General features: G+C 71.0%; 14 protein-coding genes and 1 tRNA gene. 14 read left to right on the forward strand and 1 reads right to left on the reverse strand.

From position 1 onward, the window contains the following. Positions 1–275: 275 nt before the first annotated feature. The 10 genes from ABFS34_01470 (at position 276) to ABFS34_01515 (ending at position 9,620) form a co-directional block, all read left to right on the forward strand. Positions 276–1,220, forward strand: a complete 945-nt coding sequence (locus ABFS34_01470) for a MoxR family ATPase (GenBank protein MEN8374099.1) — start codon at positions 276–278, stop codon at positions 1,218–1,220. Then, complete coding sequence (locus ABFS34_01475; protein ID MEN8374100.1) at positions 1,217–2,179, forward strand: DUF58 domain-containing protein; 963 nt, start codon at positions 1,217–1,219, stop codon at positions 2,177–2,179. Before ABFS34_01470 ends, ABFS34_01475 begins: the two co-directional genes overlap by 4 nt. Beyond that, positions 2,176–3,162 (forward strand): hypothetical protein, encoded by a 987-nt coding sequence (locus ABFS34_01480; protein ID MEN8374101.1) that lies wholly within the window; start codon positions 2,176–2,178, stop codon positions 3,160–3,162. Before ABFS34_01475 ends, ABFS34_01480 begins: the two co-directional genes overlap by 4 nt. Then, complete coding sequence (locus tag ABFS34_01485; protein MEN8374102.1) at positions 3,159–4,145, forward strand: VWA domain-containing protein; 987 nt, start codon at positions 3,159–3,161, stop codon at positions 4,143–4,145. Before ABFS34_01480 ends, ABFS34_01485 begins: the two co-directional genes overlap by 4 nt. Beyond that, entirely contained in the window at positions 4,142–5,188 is a 1,047-nt protein-coding gene (locus ABFS34_01490; GenBank protein MEN8374103.1) for a VWA domain-containing protein, read from the forward strand. Before ABFS34_01485 ends, ABFS34_01490 begins: the two co-directional genes overlap by 4 nt. Continuing rightward, complete coding sequence (locus ABFS34_01495; protein ID MEN8374104.1) at positions 5,188–5,898, forward strand: tetratricopeptide repeat protein; 711 nt, start codon at positions 5,188–5,190, stop codon at positions 5,896–5,898. Before ABFS34_01490 ends, ABFS34_01495 begins: the two co-directional genes overlap by 1 nt. Then, positions 5,895–8,381, forward strand: a complete 2,487-nt coding sequence (locus ABFS34_01500) for a BatD family protein (protein ID MEN8374105.1) — start codon at positions 5,895–5,897, stop codon at positions 8,379–8,381. Before ABFS34_01495 ends, ABFS34_01500 begins: the two co-directional genes overlap by 4 nt. A 36-nt stretch (positions 8,382–8,417) precedes the next feature. Beyond that, positions 8,418–9,059 carry a uracil phosphoribosyltransferase gene (gene upp, locus ABFS34_01505; protein ID MEN8374106.1) on the forward strand — a complete coding sequence of 214 codons (642 nt, stop codon included), beginning with the start codon at positions 8,418–8,420 and terminating at the stop codon, positions 9,057–9,059. A gap of 70 nt (positions 9,060–9,129) precedes the next feature. Further along, a tRNA-Ile gene (locus ABFS34_01510) sits at positions 9,130–9,203 on the forward strand. A gap of 117 nt (positions 9,204–9,320) precedes the next feature. Beyond that, on the forward strand, positions 9,321–9,620 hold the full coding sequence (locus tag ABFS34_01515; GenBank protein ID MEN8374107.1) for a hypothetical protein: 300 nt from the start codon (positions 9,321–9,323) through the stop codon (positions 9,618–9,620). A gap of 184 nt (positions 9,621–9,804) precedes the next feature. On the opposite strand, the gene ABFS34_01520 is transcribed toward ABFS34_01515, so the two are convergent. Then, positions 9,805–10,998 carry a hypothetical protein gene (locus ABFS34_01520; GenBank protein MEN8374108.1) on the reverse strand — a complete coding sequence of 398 codons (1,194 nt, stop codon included), beginning with the start codon at positions 10,996–10,998 and terminating at the stop codon, positions 9,805–9,807. 169 nt (positions 10,999–11,167) lie between these two features. On the opposite strand from ABFS34_01520, the gene ABFS34_01525 reads away from it, so the two are divergent. From ABFS34_01525 to ABFS34_01540, 4 genes are all read left to right on the forward strand, one after another. Then, the gene (locus ABFS34_01525) at positions 11,168–12,460 is read left to right on the forward strand and encodes a PQQ-dependent sugar dehydrogenase (GenBank protein ID MEN8374109.1); all 1,293 of its coding nucleotides are present in this window, start codon (positions 11,168–11,170) and stop codon (positions 12,458–12,460) included. A 152-nt stretch (positions 12,461–12,612) separates the two neighbouring features. Then, positions 12,613–14,424, forward strand: a complete 1,812-nt coding sequence (gene secD / locus ABFS34_01530) for a protein translocase subunit SecD (protein MEN8374110.1) — start codon at positions 12,613–12,615, stop codon at positions 14,422–14,424. A 13-nt stretch (positions 14,425–14,437) separates the two neighbouring features. Further along, positions 14,438–15,412, forward strand: a complete 975-nt coding sequence (secF, locus tag ABFS34_01535) for a protein translocase subunit SecF (GenBank protein ID MEN8374111.1) — start codon at positions 14,438–14,440, stop codon at positions 15,410–15,412. Next, entirely contained in the window at positions 15,316–16,188 is an 873-nt protein-coding gene (locus tag ABFS34_01540; GenBank protein ID MEN8374112.1) for a TatD family hydrolase, read from the forward strand. The genes secF and ABFS34_01540 overlap by 97 nt, the downstream gene beginning before the upstream one ends. Positions 16,189–16,200: the final 12 nt, after the last annotated feature.

Below are 16,200 nucleotides of genomic sequence, written 5' to 3' on the forward strand. Positions count from 1 at the left end.
GAAGGATCCGTTCGGCGTGCGGCGCGTACTAGGGGGTCGCGCGCGCGGTACGGGGCGGCGGGCGGGGTGACGACAACCAATATGACCGAGCGGTCGGGACGCGCGGTGCGGTTCGACCTGGAGGCACGGTGGACGGATACGAGAACGAGGGCTACGGGGCTGCTTCGCCGGCGGACGCGGGAGTAGAGGGCCTGGTGCCCGCTCCCGAAGGCGGCGCGGCCTACCCGGAGACGAGCACGACCGCTCCGGTTCGGGGAGCACCGCCCTCTCCCGGGTTGGAGCTGGCCCGGCGGATCACCGAGCAGATCCGCAAGCGGGTCGTGGGTCAGGACCTCCTCGTCGAGCGTCTGCTGATCGGGCTTCTGGCCGACGGGCACGTCCTGCTCGAGGGCGTTCCCGGGCTCGCGAAGACGCTCACGGTCAGTTCGCTGGCGGACGCCATCCGGGCAGATTTCCAGCGCATCCAGTTCACCCCCGACCTGCTTCCAGCCGACATCGTCGGCACCATGATCTTCAACCAGGCGAGCGGGGAATTCACCCCCAAGCGGGGACCCATTTTCACCAACATCGTACTCGCCGACGAGGTCAACCGGGCGCCGCCCAAGGTCCAGTCTGCGCTGCTGGAGGCGATGCAGGAGCGCCAGGTCACGTTCGGCGGGGAGACCCACCAGCTCGACGCGCCGTTCCTGGTCCTCGCGACCCAGAACCCCATAGAGCACGAGGGCACGTATCCGTTGCCCGAGGCACAGATCGACCGCTTCATGCTCAAGCTCGTCGTGCGCTACCCGGCGCGCGACGAGGAGAAGGAGATCGTGCGGTTGATGGCGGGCCGCGAACCGGTCGACATCGACCCGGTGGCGGGCCCCGAGGACGTGTTCGCGGCGCGGCGCGAGGTCCGCGCCGTCTACATGGATGACAAGATCACCGACTACATCGTCGACATCGTGCGCTCCACGCGCCACCCGGACGAGTTCGGAGCCTCGGAGTTGCGCCCGCTCATTCACTTCGGGGCTTCACCGCGCGCCAGCATATACCTGGCCGAATGCGCTCGCGCGCAGGCGTTTCTGCGCGGCCGCGAGTACGTGCTGCCCGAGGACGTGAAGGAGCTGGCGCCGGACATCCTGCGGCACCGCGTCATCACCACCTTCGAGGCGGAGGCCGAGGAGGTCACCGCCGATGACATCATTCGCAGGTTGCTCGAGGTTGTGCGCGTGCCGTGATCGGCTGGCCCCTTCCCCCCAACGAAGAGCACGCGCGGCCGGAGCGGGAGCGAGCCGGAGGAGGCGTTCCACGCGAGGTTCTGCGCCAGGTTCGTCTGATCGAGCTGCGCACGCGCGGTCTCGTGGACAACATCTTCGGCGGTGAGTACCAGTCCGTGTTCCGCGGGCAGGGCATCGAATTCGCCGAAGTGCGCGAGTACCTGCCCGGAGACGACATCCGGACCATCGACTGGAACGTGACGGCGCGCATGGGCGAGCCGTTCGTGAAGCAGTACGTCGAGGAGCGCGAGCTGACGCTACTGCTCCTGGTCGACCTCTCCGGGTCCGAGCAGTTCGGCACTCGCAGCCGATTCAAGGCCGAGCTGGCCGCCGAGATCGGCGCGGTCATCGCGCTGTCCGCGGCGCGCAACAACGATCGCACCGGCCTGCTGATCTTCACCGACCGGGTGGAGCATTCGGTACCGCCCAAGAAGGGTCGCCGGCACGTCCTGCGGCTGATCCGCGATGTGCTGGCCTTCCAGCCGCAGGGCAGCGGCACCGACCTGGCTGGCGCCCTCGACTACGCGGGCAGGGTTCTCTCGCACCGCGCCATCGTATTCGTGCTCAGCGATTTTCATCTGCCGCCCGAGGCCGAGGCGAACTTCGATCATAGGCTGCAGGTCGTGTCGCGACGCCACGACGTCGTCGCGGTGAAGATCTCCGACCCGCGCGAGCTGGAGCTGCCCGACGCCGGGCTCCTGCGCCTGCGCGACCCCGAGACGGGCGAAGTCAGGGTCGTCGACACGGGTCGGCTGGACGTGCGCCAGCGCTTCCGGGCGACCGCGCTGGCCCGTGAAGCGGCCATGCGCAGGCGCTTCCGACGGCTCGGCGTGGACGAGATCGAGGTTGCCACCGACCGGCCGTACGCCCCGCCGCTGCTCGAGTTCTTCGAGCGTCGGGCGCGCGCCGGGCGGCGATGAACCGGGGCGCGGCCGCTCTTCTGGCCGCCAATTGGCTGGTCTTCGCGGTCGCGGCGGTTGCCGCCCAGGCGCCGCCGAGCGCGTTGCTGGTTGGCGCCGACAGCGCCACGGTCGGGGACCGAGTGGTGCTAGTGCTGCGCGCGCCGGTCGGGCCTGGTGAATCGGCCCTCTTTCCGGATTCATTCGCGACCGCCCCCGACGTCGAGCTCCTGGGCGTCGCTCCGGGTGACCTGCTCCCCGCCCGGGAGGCAGGTTCGGCGGTCGCCGCCTACCTGATCACCGCCTGGCGGCCCGGCGAGCATCCCCTGGAGCCGATCGAGGTGCGGGTCGTGGGGGAGGGCGGGAGTGAGCGCTCGGTGACGTTTCGGCCGCCGCCGCTGCGGGTCCTGTCGGTGCTCCCGGAGGACACGGCGCAAATCGAGCCGCGCCCGCCGAAGGACGTGATCGGGCCAAATCGGACGCTTCTTCCCATCCTGGTGGTTCTGGTCCTCCTGGTCGCCGCCGCTGTCGCCCTCGCCCGCTGGGCGTCTCGGCGCGCGGCCGCGCGCCGAACGTTCCCGACGCCCCGGATTGATCCCGGAGAGCGGGCCCTCGTCGAGCTGGACCGGATCCACAGGTCCGGCCTCCTTGAGCGTGGTGAAGTCAAAACGTTCTATGTACTTACGACGCGAACGCTCAGGGATTACCTGAATGCTGTCGAACCGGCTTGGGGCGCCGGGCTGACCACGGCGGAGATAGACTCTCAGGTCGATCCCGGCCTGCGCCCGCGGGAGCGAAGGGAGCTGGTCACGGTCCTGTTCCGAGCGGATCGCGTGAAGTTCGCGCGGCACCGTCCCGACCTGAGCGAACCCGAGGAGCTGTGGCGCGTGGCTCGAGAGTGGGTCGTCGCGCACGAGGCGGGGCGGGCGCACCGGGCGGCGGAGGCCGCGGAGGCCGCGGAGGCCGCGGAGGCGGCGGCGGTGGGCGCGGGAGGAGCGAAGTGAGCGTCGGGTTCGAGCGGCCCTGGCTGCTGCTCCTGTTGCCGGGCGCGGTGCTCCTGGGGTGGTGGCTGGTGGTGCACACTCCGGCCGCGCTCCGCTTCTCGCGGGTCGACGGCCTGCCCGCCGGGGACCGCTTTCTGCGCGCGCTGTCCGTGGCGCCGGAGTGGCTCAGGGCCGGGGCGATCGGCGCGCTGGCCGTCGCGCTCGCGGGTCCGCGCACCGGAGTGTCGTCGGTGGAGATCGACGCCGAGGGGATAGCCGCCGTGGTGGCCCTGGACATATCCAGCTCGATGCTCGCCGAGGATTTCGCGCCCGACAATCGGTTCACGGTGGCGCGGCGCCAGGTAGCCGAGTTCATCCGTGGCCGCACCTACGACAGGATCGGCCTGGTGGCCTTCTCGGGCGAGGCGCTGACGCAGGTACCGATCACCATCGACTACTCGGTTCTGTTCCGCGCGCTCGAGCGGCTGCGCGTGGGTCAGCTCGAGGACGGAACCGCTATCGGCACCGCCATCGCCACGGCGGCGAACCGGTTACGGCGCGCCCCCGGAGAGTCGCGGGTGATCATCCTGATGACGGACGGCGAGAACAACCGGGGCGAGGTGGACCCGCTGACCGCGGCGCGCGCGGCGGCGGCTTTCGGCGTCAAGGTCTACGCGATAGGCGTGGGCAGCGAGGGCGTCGCGCAGATGCCCATCGGGCGCGACCTGTTCGGCAGGTTCCAGTACGCCACGGTGGAGGTGCACATCGACGAGGAGCTCCTCACCGACATCTCCGAGCTCACCGGCGGGCGCTACTACCGCGCGACGGATGCGGCGGCGCTGGACAGCATCTACAGCGAGATCGACGCCCTGGAGACGACCGAGGTCGAGGTGCGCCGGTTCGTGGCATATACGCCGCGCTACCTGCCCTTCGTGCTCATCGCGGGGCTCCTCTTCCTGGTCGAGTTGGCGCTGCGGGCAAGCCCGTGGGGCAGGCTGCCATGACCTTCGCGCGCCCGGAGCTGGTGTGGCTCGCGCTGGTGCTTCCCCTCATCGCGGCGGCGGCCGTGTGGGGCATCGCCACGCGCCGCACCCGCGCCCTGCAGCTGCTCGGAGACCTGCCACTCGTGCGGCGGCTGCTTGTCGGGACGTCGCGGGAGCCCACGCCGCTCGCGGCGTTGCGGCTGGGCGTGGCGGCCGCGGCGATCGGCATGGCCGCGTCGGGGCCACGCTGGGGGCTGGAGGAGGTGGAAGCGACCGGCAGCTCGCGCACGCTGGTGCTCGCCGTGGACGTATCGCGCTCGATGCTGGCGACGGACCTCGACCCGGATCGGTTGGAGGCGGCTCGCTTGATGCTGCGCAGGCTGCTCGCCGCGCTGCCCGGGGACCGCATCGGTCTGGTGGCGTTCGCGGGCAACGGCTACGTGCTGTCGCCTCCCACGGTCGACCATGGGGCTTTGGGGCTGTACGTGGACGCCCTGGCTCCGGACATCATGAGCCAGGGCGGGTCGTCGCTGGCGGCCGCGCTACGGGAGGCCACCGCGCTGGCGCGAGGGGAAGAAGAGTCCGTGGGCGGGCGCCGCGCGGCGGTCGTCCTCACCGACGGAGAGGCGCACGAGGACCGCGACGCGGTCATGGAGGAGGCGAACCGGGCGCGTGAGGCGGGGGTAATTCTACACGTCGTCGGCGTCGGCACCTCGCAGGGAGCGCGCATCCCCATTCGCCGAGCGCCGAACGGCCGGCCGATCCGGTATCTGCGAGGGCCCGACGGTGAGATCGTGGTGAGTCGCCTGGACGAGACGCTGTTGAGCGACGTGGCGAGCGTGGCCGGCGGCAGCTACGTGCGGCTCGGCGACGCCGGCGCGTCGGCCGCGCTGGTGGACGCGCTCCGCTCCGTCGCGGCGGACGAAGACGCCCGCGAGCGCCAGGTGAGGCCGCGCGAACGGTACGCCTGGTTCGTCGCTCTGGCCCTCATCCTGATCGCCGCGGACGCGTGGGCGCAGCGCACGCCGCCGCGCCGCAGCGGGCGCGCGGGAGAGAGCGAGTGATGGGCAGGCGCCTCCCCCGCGTGTTCGGCGTCATCGTCGGCGCGTTGCTCCTCGCGGGCTTCGGCGACACCGAGCGCGGCAATCGACTGTTCAGGGATGGCCGCTACGAAGAGGCGCTGTCGGCATACCGGGAAGCCCTTCAGGCCGGCCGTGATGACCCCGAGCTGCGCTACAACATCGGCACGACGCTTCTCAGGCTCGGACGCTACGCCGAGGCCGAGCGGCAGTACGCTCGGGCGCTGCGCAGCGTGGACCCGGAGCTCCGGACCCCCACGTTTTACAACCTGGGCCTGCGCTTTCTCTCCGACGGTCGCGGCAGCCCCGACCCGCGCGCCCAGGCGCGCCTTTTCGACGCGGCGGTCGAGGCGTTCCGGCAGTCGCTGAGGCTGGATCCGGCTGACACCGACGCCAAGTGGAACCTCGAGATGGCGCTCCGGGACCGCGAGGAAGCCGGGGGCGGGGGTGAGGGGGAGGACGAGCAGGAGAGCGATGAGCCGCAGGGGGGTCAGCAGCAGCAGCCCGGCGGCCAGGGCGCTCCGCCGCCCGGCGGCGGCGCGGGTCCCAGGCCCGAGCGGGCGCCGGCGCCGGGGGAGATGACCCGCGAGCAGGCGGAGCGAGTGCTCGGGGCGGTGGAGCAGGACGAACGCGAGCTCTTCCGCGACCAGCTTCGCGACGCTCAGCGCGACCGGCCCGTCCTGCGCGACTGGTGAGCGCGCCGAGGCCGCTCCGCGCCGCCGCCGCCGCCGCCGTTCTGGTGGCCTGCGCGGGCGGCTCGCTGGCGGGCCAGGAGCGGGAGATCACCATCCGGACATCGGTGTCCGAAGAGGTCGTCATCGTGGGCGCGACCGTGGACTACGAGATCGTGATCGAAGGCGAGGGGCGGGAGACCTTCGAGATCTCACCACCGGCCATGCCGTCCGGTCTGGTCGTCACCGGGCAGAGCCAGTCGAGCTCGCTGGACATCCGACTGCCGGGCGGCGTGACGCGGGTGCAGCACCTGACGCTGTCGGTGCTCGCGCGCTCGGCGGGTGAGTACCGCATATCGGGCCCGGCGGTGCGCGGCGGCGGTGCGGTGGTTCGCGGGGACGCGGTCACGCTCACGGTGATCGACGGCGGAGGTTTCGCCGGGCCTCCCGGGGCGCCCGGGCCTGGGGCCGACGACATCTCGGTGCGCGTGATCCTCACCGCCGACACCGTCTACGTGGGCGAGCCGGTGGAGCTCACCACGGAGGTGCTTCTCTCCGACGCCGCGCGGCGTCGACTCCGCGGCGCCCCCCAGTATTTTCCGCCGACCCCCGCCGGCTTTCTCATCCACGACCTGGGCGGCGGGGCGCGCCGGTTCGCCACGGCGAGCGACGGACGGCGTTTCGAGGTGCAGCGCTTCCGGCGCGCGTTCGTCCCGCTTGAGGCGGGCACGTTCCGGCTCCCGCCGGCCCGGGTGGAGCTGGATCTGCGCCAGAGTCTCTTCGACCCGGAGTTCCCCCAGTTCGTGGAGAGCGATCGGCCCGGCCTGGTGGTCCTGCCCCTTCCTTCCGACGGTCAACCGGACGGGTTCCGGGGGGCCGTGGGTCGGTACGCGGTGGACGCGGCGATCGATCCGGGCACGACATCCACAGGAGAAGCCGTGCGGCTGGAGGTCATCGTGCGCGGACGAGGCTACGTGAAGCCCCTGCCGCCGCCCATGATCGCGGCGGGCGACGGCCTGGACTTCGTGTCGCCGGTGGAGGAGGCCGACGTCGAAAGCCTGAACACCGGGCTCGGTGGGGAGAAGCGCTTCTCGTGGATCGTGGTGCCCGAGCGACCCGGCGTTTTCGAGCTACCGGAAGTGCGCTACCCGTACTTCGATCCGGAAGCCGGGCGCTACGCGGTCGCGCGCGCGGCGCCCATGCGGCTGGAGGTTCGCAGCGTTCCCGACGGGCCCGCCGTCGCGTCGACCACGCTTGCCGCGCCGCGCGAAGAACCGAGGCCGGGCGGCCCCCTCGCCTGGGTGCGATCGGCGACCTTCGTGGCGTCTCAGGCGGCGCCCTTGGTTGCCATGGCGCTGGCCCTTCTGGCGCTCCTCGGTGGCGGCCGTCGCGCCGTGTCGAAGGGCGAGTTGGATGGGCGTACCGAGGACATGCTACGCCACTGGGCCTACTCCGACGCGCAGACCCGCAACGCCACCCTGCGCCGGTGGCTGGTCGATCGGCTGGAACGTCCGGACCTGATCGGGGCGACGGCCGACGACATCGCGGCGGCGGTCGGAGGGATGGTGGCCGCTCCCGATCAGGCGCGTGAGCTGGAGGAGCTGCTGCGCTCGCTGGACGCCACCCGCTACGGGCGCCGCCGCGGCGTCGCGCTGGACGGCGACGCCGGACGGGAGCTGATTCGCGCCTTGCACGCAGAGCTGCCGAGGCCGGTCGCACCAATCGACGCGTCGGACGCGAGGCGCCGCCGGCCGCGGCGCGCAGCCGTGGCCGCGCTGCTCGCGGGCCTGGCGCTGCTCGCGACCGCGGCGCTTACGGGAGCTGGCTCGGCGGCGGACCTGGAGCAATTCGGCGCCGGGCTGGGCGCGCTACGCGGCGGCGAGCCGGCGCGCGCCGCTGAGGCGCTGGAGGCGTACGTCCGGGCTAATCCCCGGGATCCGGCGGGGTGGTACAACCTGGGGCTGGCGGAGGCCGGCCAGGACGACTCGGGGCGAGCCATCTGGGCCTGGCTGAACGGAATCCGGCGAGCGCCGTCGGACGAGCTGGCGCGGGCCAACGCACGCGCGCTGGGAGCCCAGGAGTCGGCCATCGTCCGGGCGCGCGGGCGCGTTCCGGCCTCGCGCGCCGCGCTGACCCTTCTGGCCACCCTGGCGCTCTACCTGGCGGCCGTCAGCGTGCTGATGGCCGCGCGCCCGGGCGCCCAGGGGAGCTGGCGCGTCGCCGCCGGCCTGGTCGGCGCCGTCGCGGTCTCGGCCGCGCTTGCCGGCGTCGTCCGCGACCGCGCGCGCTCTCTCGCGGTGCCGCTGGCGGCGAGCGAGCTGCGGTACGAGCCCACCCGGGCCGGCGAGGCGGCGCAGACGCTGATCCCCGGAACCGCGTTGCTCATGGGTGAGCGCAGGGACGGGTGGGTGCGGGTACGGCTGCCCAATCCGGGCTCGGACCGCCTCGCCGAGGGGTGGATCGAAGAGGCCGAGGTCGCGCCGATAGGGTCGCACGCCGTACCGTAGAGCGGGTTCGTTTCGACAGCGTCTCCCGGGAGCCTCATGCCGCACGAATTCGCCAACCTGACCGTCGTGGAGCACCCGCTGGTGCGCCACAAGATGACGCTCCTGCGAGACCGCGACACGTCCAAGAAGCAGTTTCGGGAGCTCGTCGACGAGATCTCCATCCTGCTCGCCTACGAGGCGACCGGGGACCTCACCCTGGAGCCGGCGGAGGTGGAGACGCCGCTGGAGGCGACCGTGCAGGAGAGGATCGCCGGCAAGAAGCTCGTGCTCGTGCCCATCCTGAGGGCCGGCCTGGGCATGGTGGAGGCGATCCTGAGGCTGATTCCGTCGGCGCGCGTGGGCCACATAGGGATGTACCGCGACCACGAGACCCTCGAACCGGTGCCCTACTACGTGAAGATCCCCGCGGACGCCGAGACTCGGGACGTACTCCTGCTCGACCCGATGCTGGCCACGGGCGGCTCGGCCGCGGACGCCATCACCCAACTCAAGAAGGCGGGCGCGGCCCGGATCCGGTTCGTGTGCATTGTCGCGGCACCCGAGGGAGTGCAGCGCCTCCTGGAAGCGCATCCGGACGTGCGCGTCTACACCGCGGCGCTGGACCGAGAGCTCGACGAACACGGGTACATCCTGCCCGGGCTGGGCGACGCGGGGGACAGGATGTTCGGCACGCGGTAGGGCTCCCGGGGCGAGGCTCGCGCGGCGCCCTTCACCTCGGCGTGGGCTTCACCTAGATTGCCGCCGCGACGGGCCCGTAGCTCAGTTGGTTAGAGCATCCGACTCATAATCGGCAGGTCGTGGGTTCGAGTCCCACCGGGCCCATTGCGCTAAGAGGCCGCTACACCGCAAGCTCGCGATAGCCGCCTCGAGCACGGGCGTAAGCATGAACGACTTCGTGAACGACGCGCTGGAGCGCGCGACGGGAAAACTGGTGCCAGCATGAACGATACACCCACGGCGACGGTTGGCGGCTACGCCGGCCACGGCTACGTGACCCTATACCGTCGACGCCGTTCCGCTCGCACTCACGATGGCGGACCGGATTACATCGACGGCCGAGCCAGTGCGGAGGGCCGCGTCCTAGTGGCCGACCTGGCGGCGCGTCGCCTACTCCACACCCGGGTCCAGTATGAAGGGGAGATCCGCGAGCGGGGCCGAGAGACGGTTCGCCGGACAGAGACCCTCTTGGTCAAAACAGCCACGCCCACCGACGGCGGCCTCATCCTGCATCTGACCTAGCCAAAGCTCGGTATCGAGACTGTGTCCCAACTGTGTCCCGGCGCACTGACGGGCTCGCGTTCGGTAGCGAATGGCACCTCCGGGTCGGTCACCTTTACCGTGCCCAGCGGCCAGCACGACCACCCGTCCATCTGGTTGGAACTAGCAGCCACGATCGTCTTCGCGAGACACGATTTGGGGTAGGCTAGCGCTCGATGGAGTGCACGCGTACCTGCCACTTCCTGTCCACCTCCACTTTCCCGAGGACCCAGTCGTCGCCCACTTGCTCCAGGCGCAGCCCGTCAGGCAGCGCGACGCTACCGAGCCAGGAGCCGTCGGCGTCGAGGACCGTCCACGTCGTCGCCGCCTGCCCATCCGGCGCGAAATCGGCGAGCCAGAGTCGCCCCGCCGGGTCGGCCAGGATGCGTCCGAAGGCGGGAGCGGTTGCGGGGCGGGGGAGCTCCTCGAAGGTGCCGGACGCGACCTCGGCCTTGGCCTCCAGCGGATCGGCGCGCAGGCGCCCGCGCAGCATCGCATCGAACTCGGCCTCGTCCACCGGGCGCAGCGGCAGCTCGAGGACGGCGCTGCGGACGAGCGCGCCGTCGGCCGTGCGCGTGTCCACGGACCAGGCGTCGTTCGCCCCCCCGTGGATCAGCGCACCCTCCACCTGCACGACGGAGAAGCGGCCGAACGGCACCAGCGCCAGGTCGAGGACCTCCTCCGCCAGGAAGATCCACGCTTCGTATCCGGGCAGCGTATCCAGCACCGTGGCTGGGCCGCCGTCGCGTCCGTAGCGGAGCAGCAGCAGGGGGTCTCGCGCGGCGCCCGGGGTGCGGGGCAGAGCAGGAGCGATCGCCGTCGCGATCCATCTCCCGTCGTCCAGCGCGCCCACCAGGATGGGCTGCGGCGCACCCGCCAATCCCAGCAGGCGGGCAGCGGCGCGCACGGACCCGTCCGCGGCGAGGTCGGCCGCGTGGCCGGTCCTTCGCGCGAAAGTCAGCAGTCCGCGCCCGTCCGGCGCGGCCTCGAGCCAGTCGGCCGCACCAGCTTCGGGCGGCAGCGGTACGGTGTCCCTTTGCCTGCCGGCGTGGCGGATCAGCCAACCATCGGGAGCCAGCACGAAGACGGCTCCGTCCAGCGTGCGCGCCGCGCCCGTGACCGGAGGTCGGCCGCGTTCATCTCTCCCACCCAGCGCCAGGCGAAAGGTCGGCTCCTCGGCGATGCGCCAGGCGCCCCCGTCCTCCCAGGCGGGCGCCGGGGAGCGGACCACGAGCGCCGCGCTCGAATCCGCACCAAGGGGCGGCGCCGGGGGTGGGTCGCCGCAGGCCGTGGCGGCTCCGCCCAACGCCAGCGTGCACGCGATGCGCGTTACCCGCCACCGCCGTTGAAAAGGTGACACTCGGCCGCTCGCTCGCCGTTGTTTGCGGCCCAGTTCGGCCACGTTGCGCTCCTTCGCGAAGACTTCGCCGACCGGCGTCGGGCGCCACTCGCGCCGAGCGATTGACCGGGCCGGCATGGGCCGGGCACATTGGCCGTCCAGTCGATCCAGCGCCAGAAGGAGAATAGCCTTGCCTGCCCAACGCAGAATCCTCGCTCTCATCGCCGGGTTCGTCGCGGTCGGTTGCGCCGCCGAACGTCCGGACTCCGCGGACGCGCAGGACGGGGAGACTCCCGTTGTCTGCGTCGAAGACAACGGAGGCATCACCCTGCCGCCCGGATTCTGCGCCAGCGTGTTCGCGGACGAGGTCGGCCCTGCCCGGCACATCGCCGTGCGAGAGGACGGGATCGTGTTCGTCAACCTGCGCGCTCCCCGGGGCCAGGGCTGGGGTGGGCTCCTGATGCTGAGGGACGGCGACGGGGACGGCGTGGCCGATGCGAGCGCCAGGATCGACGACCTCGGGGGCGGCACCGGCGTGACGCTCGATGGCGACCTCGTGTACGTGGCCGCGACCACGGCGGTGCATCGGATCCGCGTGCCGATGGGGACCATGGAGGCCGTGGGCGCGGTGGATACGATCGTGGCCCACGTGCCGAGGAGCTGTTGTCGGGGCGGCACCCACCAGGCAAAGCCGCTCGTCCTCCGCGACGGCTGGCTCTACCTGAACGTCGGCTCTACGGGCAACGCCTGCGCGGAGGCACACGGGCAGCCCGGCATGGATCCCTGCGCCCAACTGGACTCGACCGGCGGGATCTGGAGATTCTCGACAGAGGCGACGGGTCAGATGCAGGCGGACGGTGAGCGGTACGCCACCGGCACGCGCAACGTGATCGGCCTGACCCTGGGGCCGGACGGGCTGCTTTACGGCGTGCAGCATGGCCGCGACATGCTGGTCTCGTGGGGCTTCTCGGTGGAGGACAACGCCGAGAAGCCGGCCGAGGAGATGTTCCGCATAGAGCAGGGCGACGACTTCGGCTGGCCGTACTGCTATTACGACCGGCAACTGGAGCGCAAGGTTCTGGCCCCAGAATATGGCGGCGACGGCGAAGTCACCGGCCGCTGCGCCGACAAGAAGGATCCGATCGTCTCCTTTCCAGGGCACTGGGGCCCCCACGCCATCACCTTTTACGAAGGCGACGCCTTCCCGGAGCGTTATCGGGGCGGCGCGTTCGTCGCCTTCCACGGCTCCTGGAATCGTGCTCCGCTCCCGCAGGGAGGATACAACGTCGCGTTCGTACCGTTCGCGGATGGCGAACCGAGCGGCGACTGGGAGGTCTTCGCCGATGGCTTCGCGGGTGCGGATGTCTCGCCGCGCGGGGCGACCCACCGACCGGCCGGCGGGGCTGTCGGCCCCGACGGGGCGCTGTATGTCACGGACGACAGAGGCGGCCGCGTGTGGAGGATCGTGTACGCGGGCGACTGACCCGCGGCCCTTCTTTTCCACGTTGACAATGGCCGCCCGCCCGGCGAGCTTTTTCCGTCTTTGTCACAGGTTCTCGAACCCCGGTCCGAGCGCGCCCCGCCAGACTCCACGGCGGGCGTTCTCAGAGGCCAGCGACGTCAGGAAGTCAGCCGATGCTTGGCACCCTCAGAGGCAGGGCCATCGTCATACTCGCGGTCATCGCGGGTGCGTTCTACTTCCTTTGGGATACGCGCCAGGAGCTGTGCGAGCCCACCTCCGACGATCCCGCGGCCGGCGAGGTGGCGATCGGGTGCTCGTGGGTGAACCTCGGGCTCGACCTCCAGGGCGGGTCGCACTTCGTGCTGGAGGTGAGCGACCCCGACGGGACGCTCACGGACGAGGCCAAGCGCGACGCCATCGACCGCGCCGAGACCGTGATCCGAAACCGCATCGATGAGCTGGGCGTGCGCGAGCCTCTCATCCAGCGCGTGGGCGCCGAGCGGCTGATCGTCGAGCTGGCCGGCAGCCAGGACCCCGAGCGCGCCAAGGGCGTCATCAAGGCCAACGCTTTCCTGGAATTCCAGCTCCTGCACGAGGGGCCGAGGCTGGCCGACTTCGTCGCCGCGCTGCCTCGCATCGACCGCGCGATCGTCAACGAGCTGGGCCCCAACGCTCTGGGGGACCGCGCCCTGGAGTCGGTGGACGGAGGCGGCAACACGGCCGTGGAGGAGCTCCTGTTCGGGGGCGGGGACGCGCCCGAGCTGACCGCCGAGGGCGACTCGGCCGAGGCCGAGGCCGGCGCCGAGCAGGCCGCCGAGGGCGACACCGGCGCGCAGACGGCCGAGGGCCCGATCGAGGGCGACGAGGACGGGGCAGCCGCGCAGGACTCGGCGGCCGGCGAGGAGGAGGCGGACACGCTGTCAACGGAGCCCGAGGATCGTCCGTTGACCGCGCTGCTTCTGAACAGCGGCCAGCCCGGCATCTACTTCGTGCGCGAGAACGACCGCGAGCTCGTCGAGCGCTTCCTGGCCCTGGAGTCGGTCGACCGGGCGATGCCGCGCGACACCGAGATCCTGTGGGGCGCCGACCCCATCGGCGTGGGCGCCGAGCCGTACTGGGAGCTCTACATCCTCAACGACGAGCCCGCCATCACCGGCGAGCACCTCGAGGACGCGATTCCCAACATCGACCCCCAGTTCAACCAGACCATCGTCCAGTTCGAGTTCAACCGCCGTGGCGGCCGGATCTTCGAGCGCTTCACGGGCCAGCACATCGGCGACTACATGGCCATCGTGCTGGACAACAAGGTGTTCAGCGCGCCGGTCATCCAGGCGCGCATCGGCCGACGCGGGCAGATCGAGCTGGGCGCGGCGCCGCTGCTGGAGGCGCAGGACCTCGCGCTGGTGCTGCGCGCGGGCGCGCTGCCGGCGCCGCTGGACATCATCGAGGAGCGGACCGTCGGGCCGACGCTGGGTCAGGATTCGATCGACAAGGGCACCCTGGCGGGCATCGTGGGGATCCTCCTGGTGATCCTGCTGATGGCGATCTACTACAAGGTGGCGGGCTTGCTGGCGATCGTAGCGCTGGGGGTGTACTTGGTGCTCGTGCTGGGTGGCCTGGCCGCGTTCGGAGCCACGCTCACCCTGCCGGGGATCGCCGGCCTGATCCTGTCGATCGGCATGGCCGTGGACGCCAACGTCCTGATCTTCGAGCGTACGCGCGAGGAGTTGGACGCGGGCAAGCCTGCCCGGACGGCCGTCGATGAGGGGTTCCAGCACGCGATGTCGGCCATCGTCGACTCCAACCTGACCACGCTTCTCACGGCGTTGATCCTTTTCCAGGTGGGCACCGGACCCGTGCGCGGATTCGCGGTGACGCTATCGATCGGTATCATCGCGTCGTTCTTCTCGGCCGTGTACGTGACCCGGACCCTGTTCCTCTTCTACCTCGCGAGGCGCCGCGGCGCCCGCCAGGTGAGCATCTGAGGCGCGAGGAATCATGAGGATTCTTTCCGACACGAGGTACGATTTCCTGGGCCTGCGCCGTCGCACCTACGTCTTCAGCGCGGTGGTCGTCGGCATCGGCGTGGTGGCGCTGGCGGTCTTCGGGCTGAACTACGGCGTCGATTTCACCGGCGGCACGCTCGTCCAGCTACAGTTCCAGCAGTCCACCGACGCCGGCGCTGTGCGCGCGGCGCTGGGTGACCTGGGCGCGGACGCCGATATCAGCCAGTACGGATCGGACGCCGAGTTCCTGGTGCGTATGCCGAGCTTCGAGCAAGCCGGCCAGAACGTGACCGAGCGGCTGGATGGCTTGATGGACGCCGCCTACGGCGCGGACGTGGGCAGCGTGGTGCGCGTGGAGGCCGTCGGCCCGAAGGTGGGGAGCGAGCTCCAGCTCAGGGCGCTACTCGCCATACTTCTCTCGTTCGTGGTGACGCTGGTCTACCTGGCGTTTCGATTCGAGATGCGCTTCGGCGTCGCCGCGGTGGTCGCCACCGTGCACGACATCCTGGTAACGCTGGGCCTGCTGGCGCTTCTGCGCATGGAGGTTTCGCTCGCCACCGTGGCGGCGGTGCTGACCATCATCGGGTACTCCCTGAACGACACCATCATCGTGTTCGATCGCATCCGGGAGAACTTCGGCAAGGGCGGGCGCCGGGCCGACTACAAGGCGCTCGTGAACCGTTCCATCAACGAGGTGCTCCCGCGCACCGTGATTACCTCGGGCACGACGCTCGTCGCGCTCCTGTCGCTGGCCATGCTCGGCGGGGAGATCATCCGCCCGTTCGCGCTGATCCTGATCCTGGGGGTCATCGTGGGCACGTACTCGTCGATCTTCGTGGCGTCGCCGGCGCTGCTCGAGATCGAGGATCGGTGGAAGCGCAAGCAGGGTGGGGTGGCCGGATCCGATTCGCGCAACGCGAAATCCCCCGCAACGCCCCCCGCGGCGGCGCGGAGTCAGGCGAGCTGACCGGCCCACCGAGCTTTTTCGACTCGCACTGTCACCTCACCGAGGAGCGCCTGCGGGTCGACGTCGACGAGATCCTCGAGCGCGCCCGCGCCGCATCGGTCACGCGGGTGGTCTCGATCGCCAGCGACGCGCGGGACGCGACCCGAGCGCTCGACCTCGCCCGCTCCCACCCTGGGGTGTTCTGCACCGCCGGCATCCACCCGCACGTGGCCGATGAGGCGAGCGAGGAAGCGCTTGGTCGCGTGGCCGCCCTGCTGGACGAAGCGGAGGTCGTGGCGGTCGGCGAGACGGGCCTCGACTACCACTACGACAACGCGCCCAGGGCGGCGCAACGGCGCGCCTTCGAAGCGCACATGAAGCTGGCGGGCGACGCCTCGCTGCCGGCGGTGGTGCACTGTCGCAGCGCCGACGCTGACACCGCCGCAGTGATCCGCGACTTCGCCCCCGATGTGCGCGGCGTCTTGCACTGCTTCGCGGGCGAGGCGCCCCTGCTGGAGGCCGGCCTGGAGGCGGGCTGGTGGGTGTCTTTTTCGGGGCTCGTCACGTTCCCGAACTTCCCTCCTCGGGACCTGCTCTCGGCCGTTCCGGGCGACCGACTCCTCATCGAGACCGACAGCCCGTACCTTGCTCCGGTCCCTCACCGGGGCAAACGCAACGAACCGGCGTACGTGGTCGAGGTCGCCAGGGCGGTCGCTGCCGAACTCGGGGTGGACGTCGATGCGGTGGCGCGCCAGACCACCCGGAACGCGTGCGAGTTCTACGGCCTGAGCGCCTGACGCGAAAGAAAA

This window comes from Gemmatimonadota bacterium (assembly GCA_039715185.1).
In the GTDB taxonomy this organism is placed as follows: domain Bacteria; phylum Gemmatimonadota; class Gemmatimonadetes; order Longimicrobiales; family RSA9; genus DATHRK01.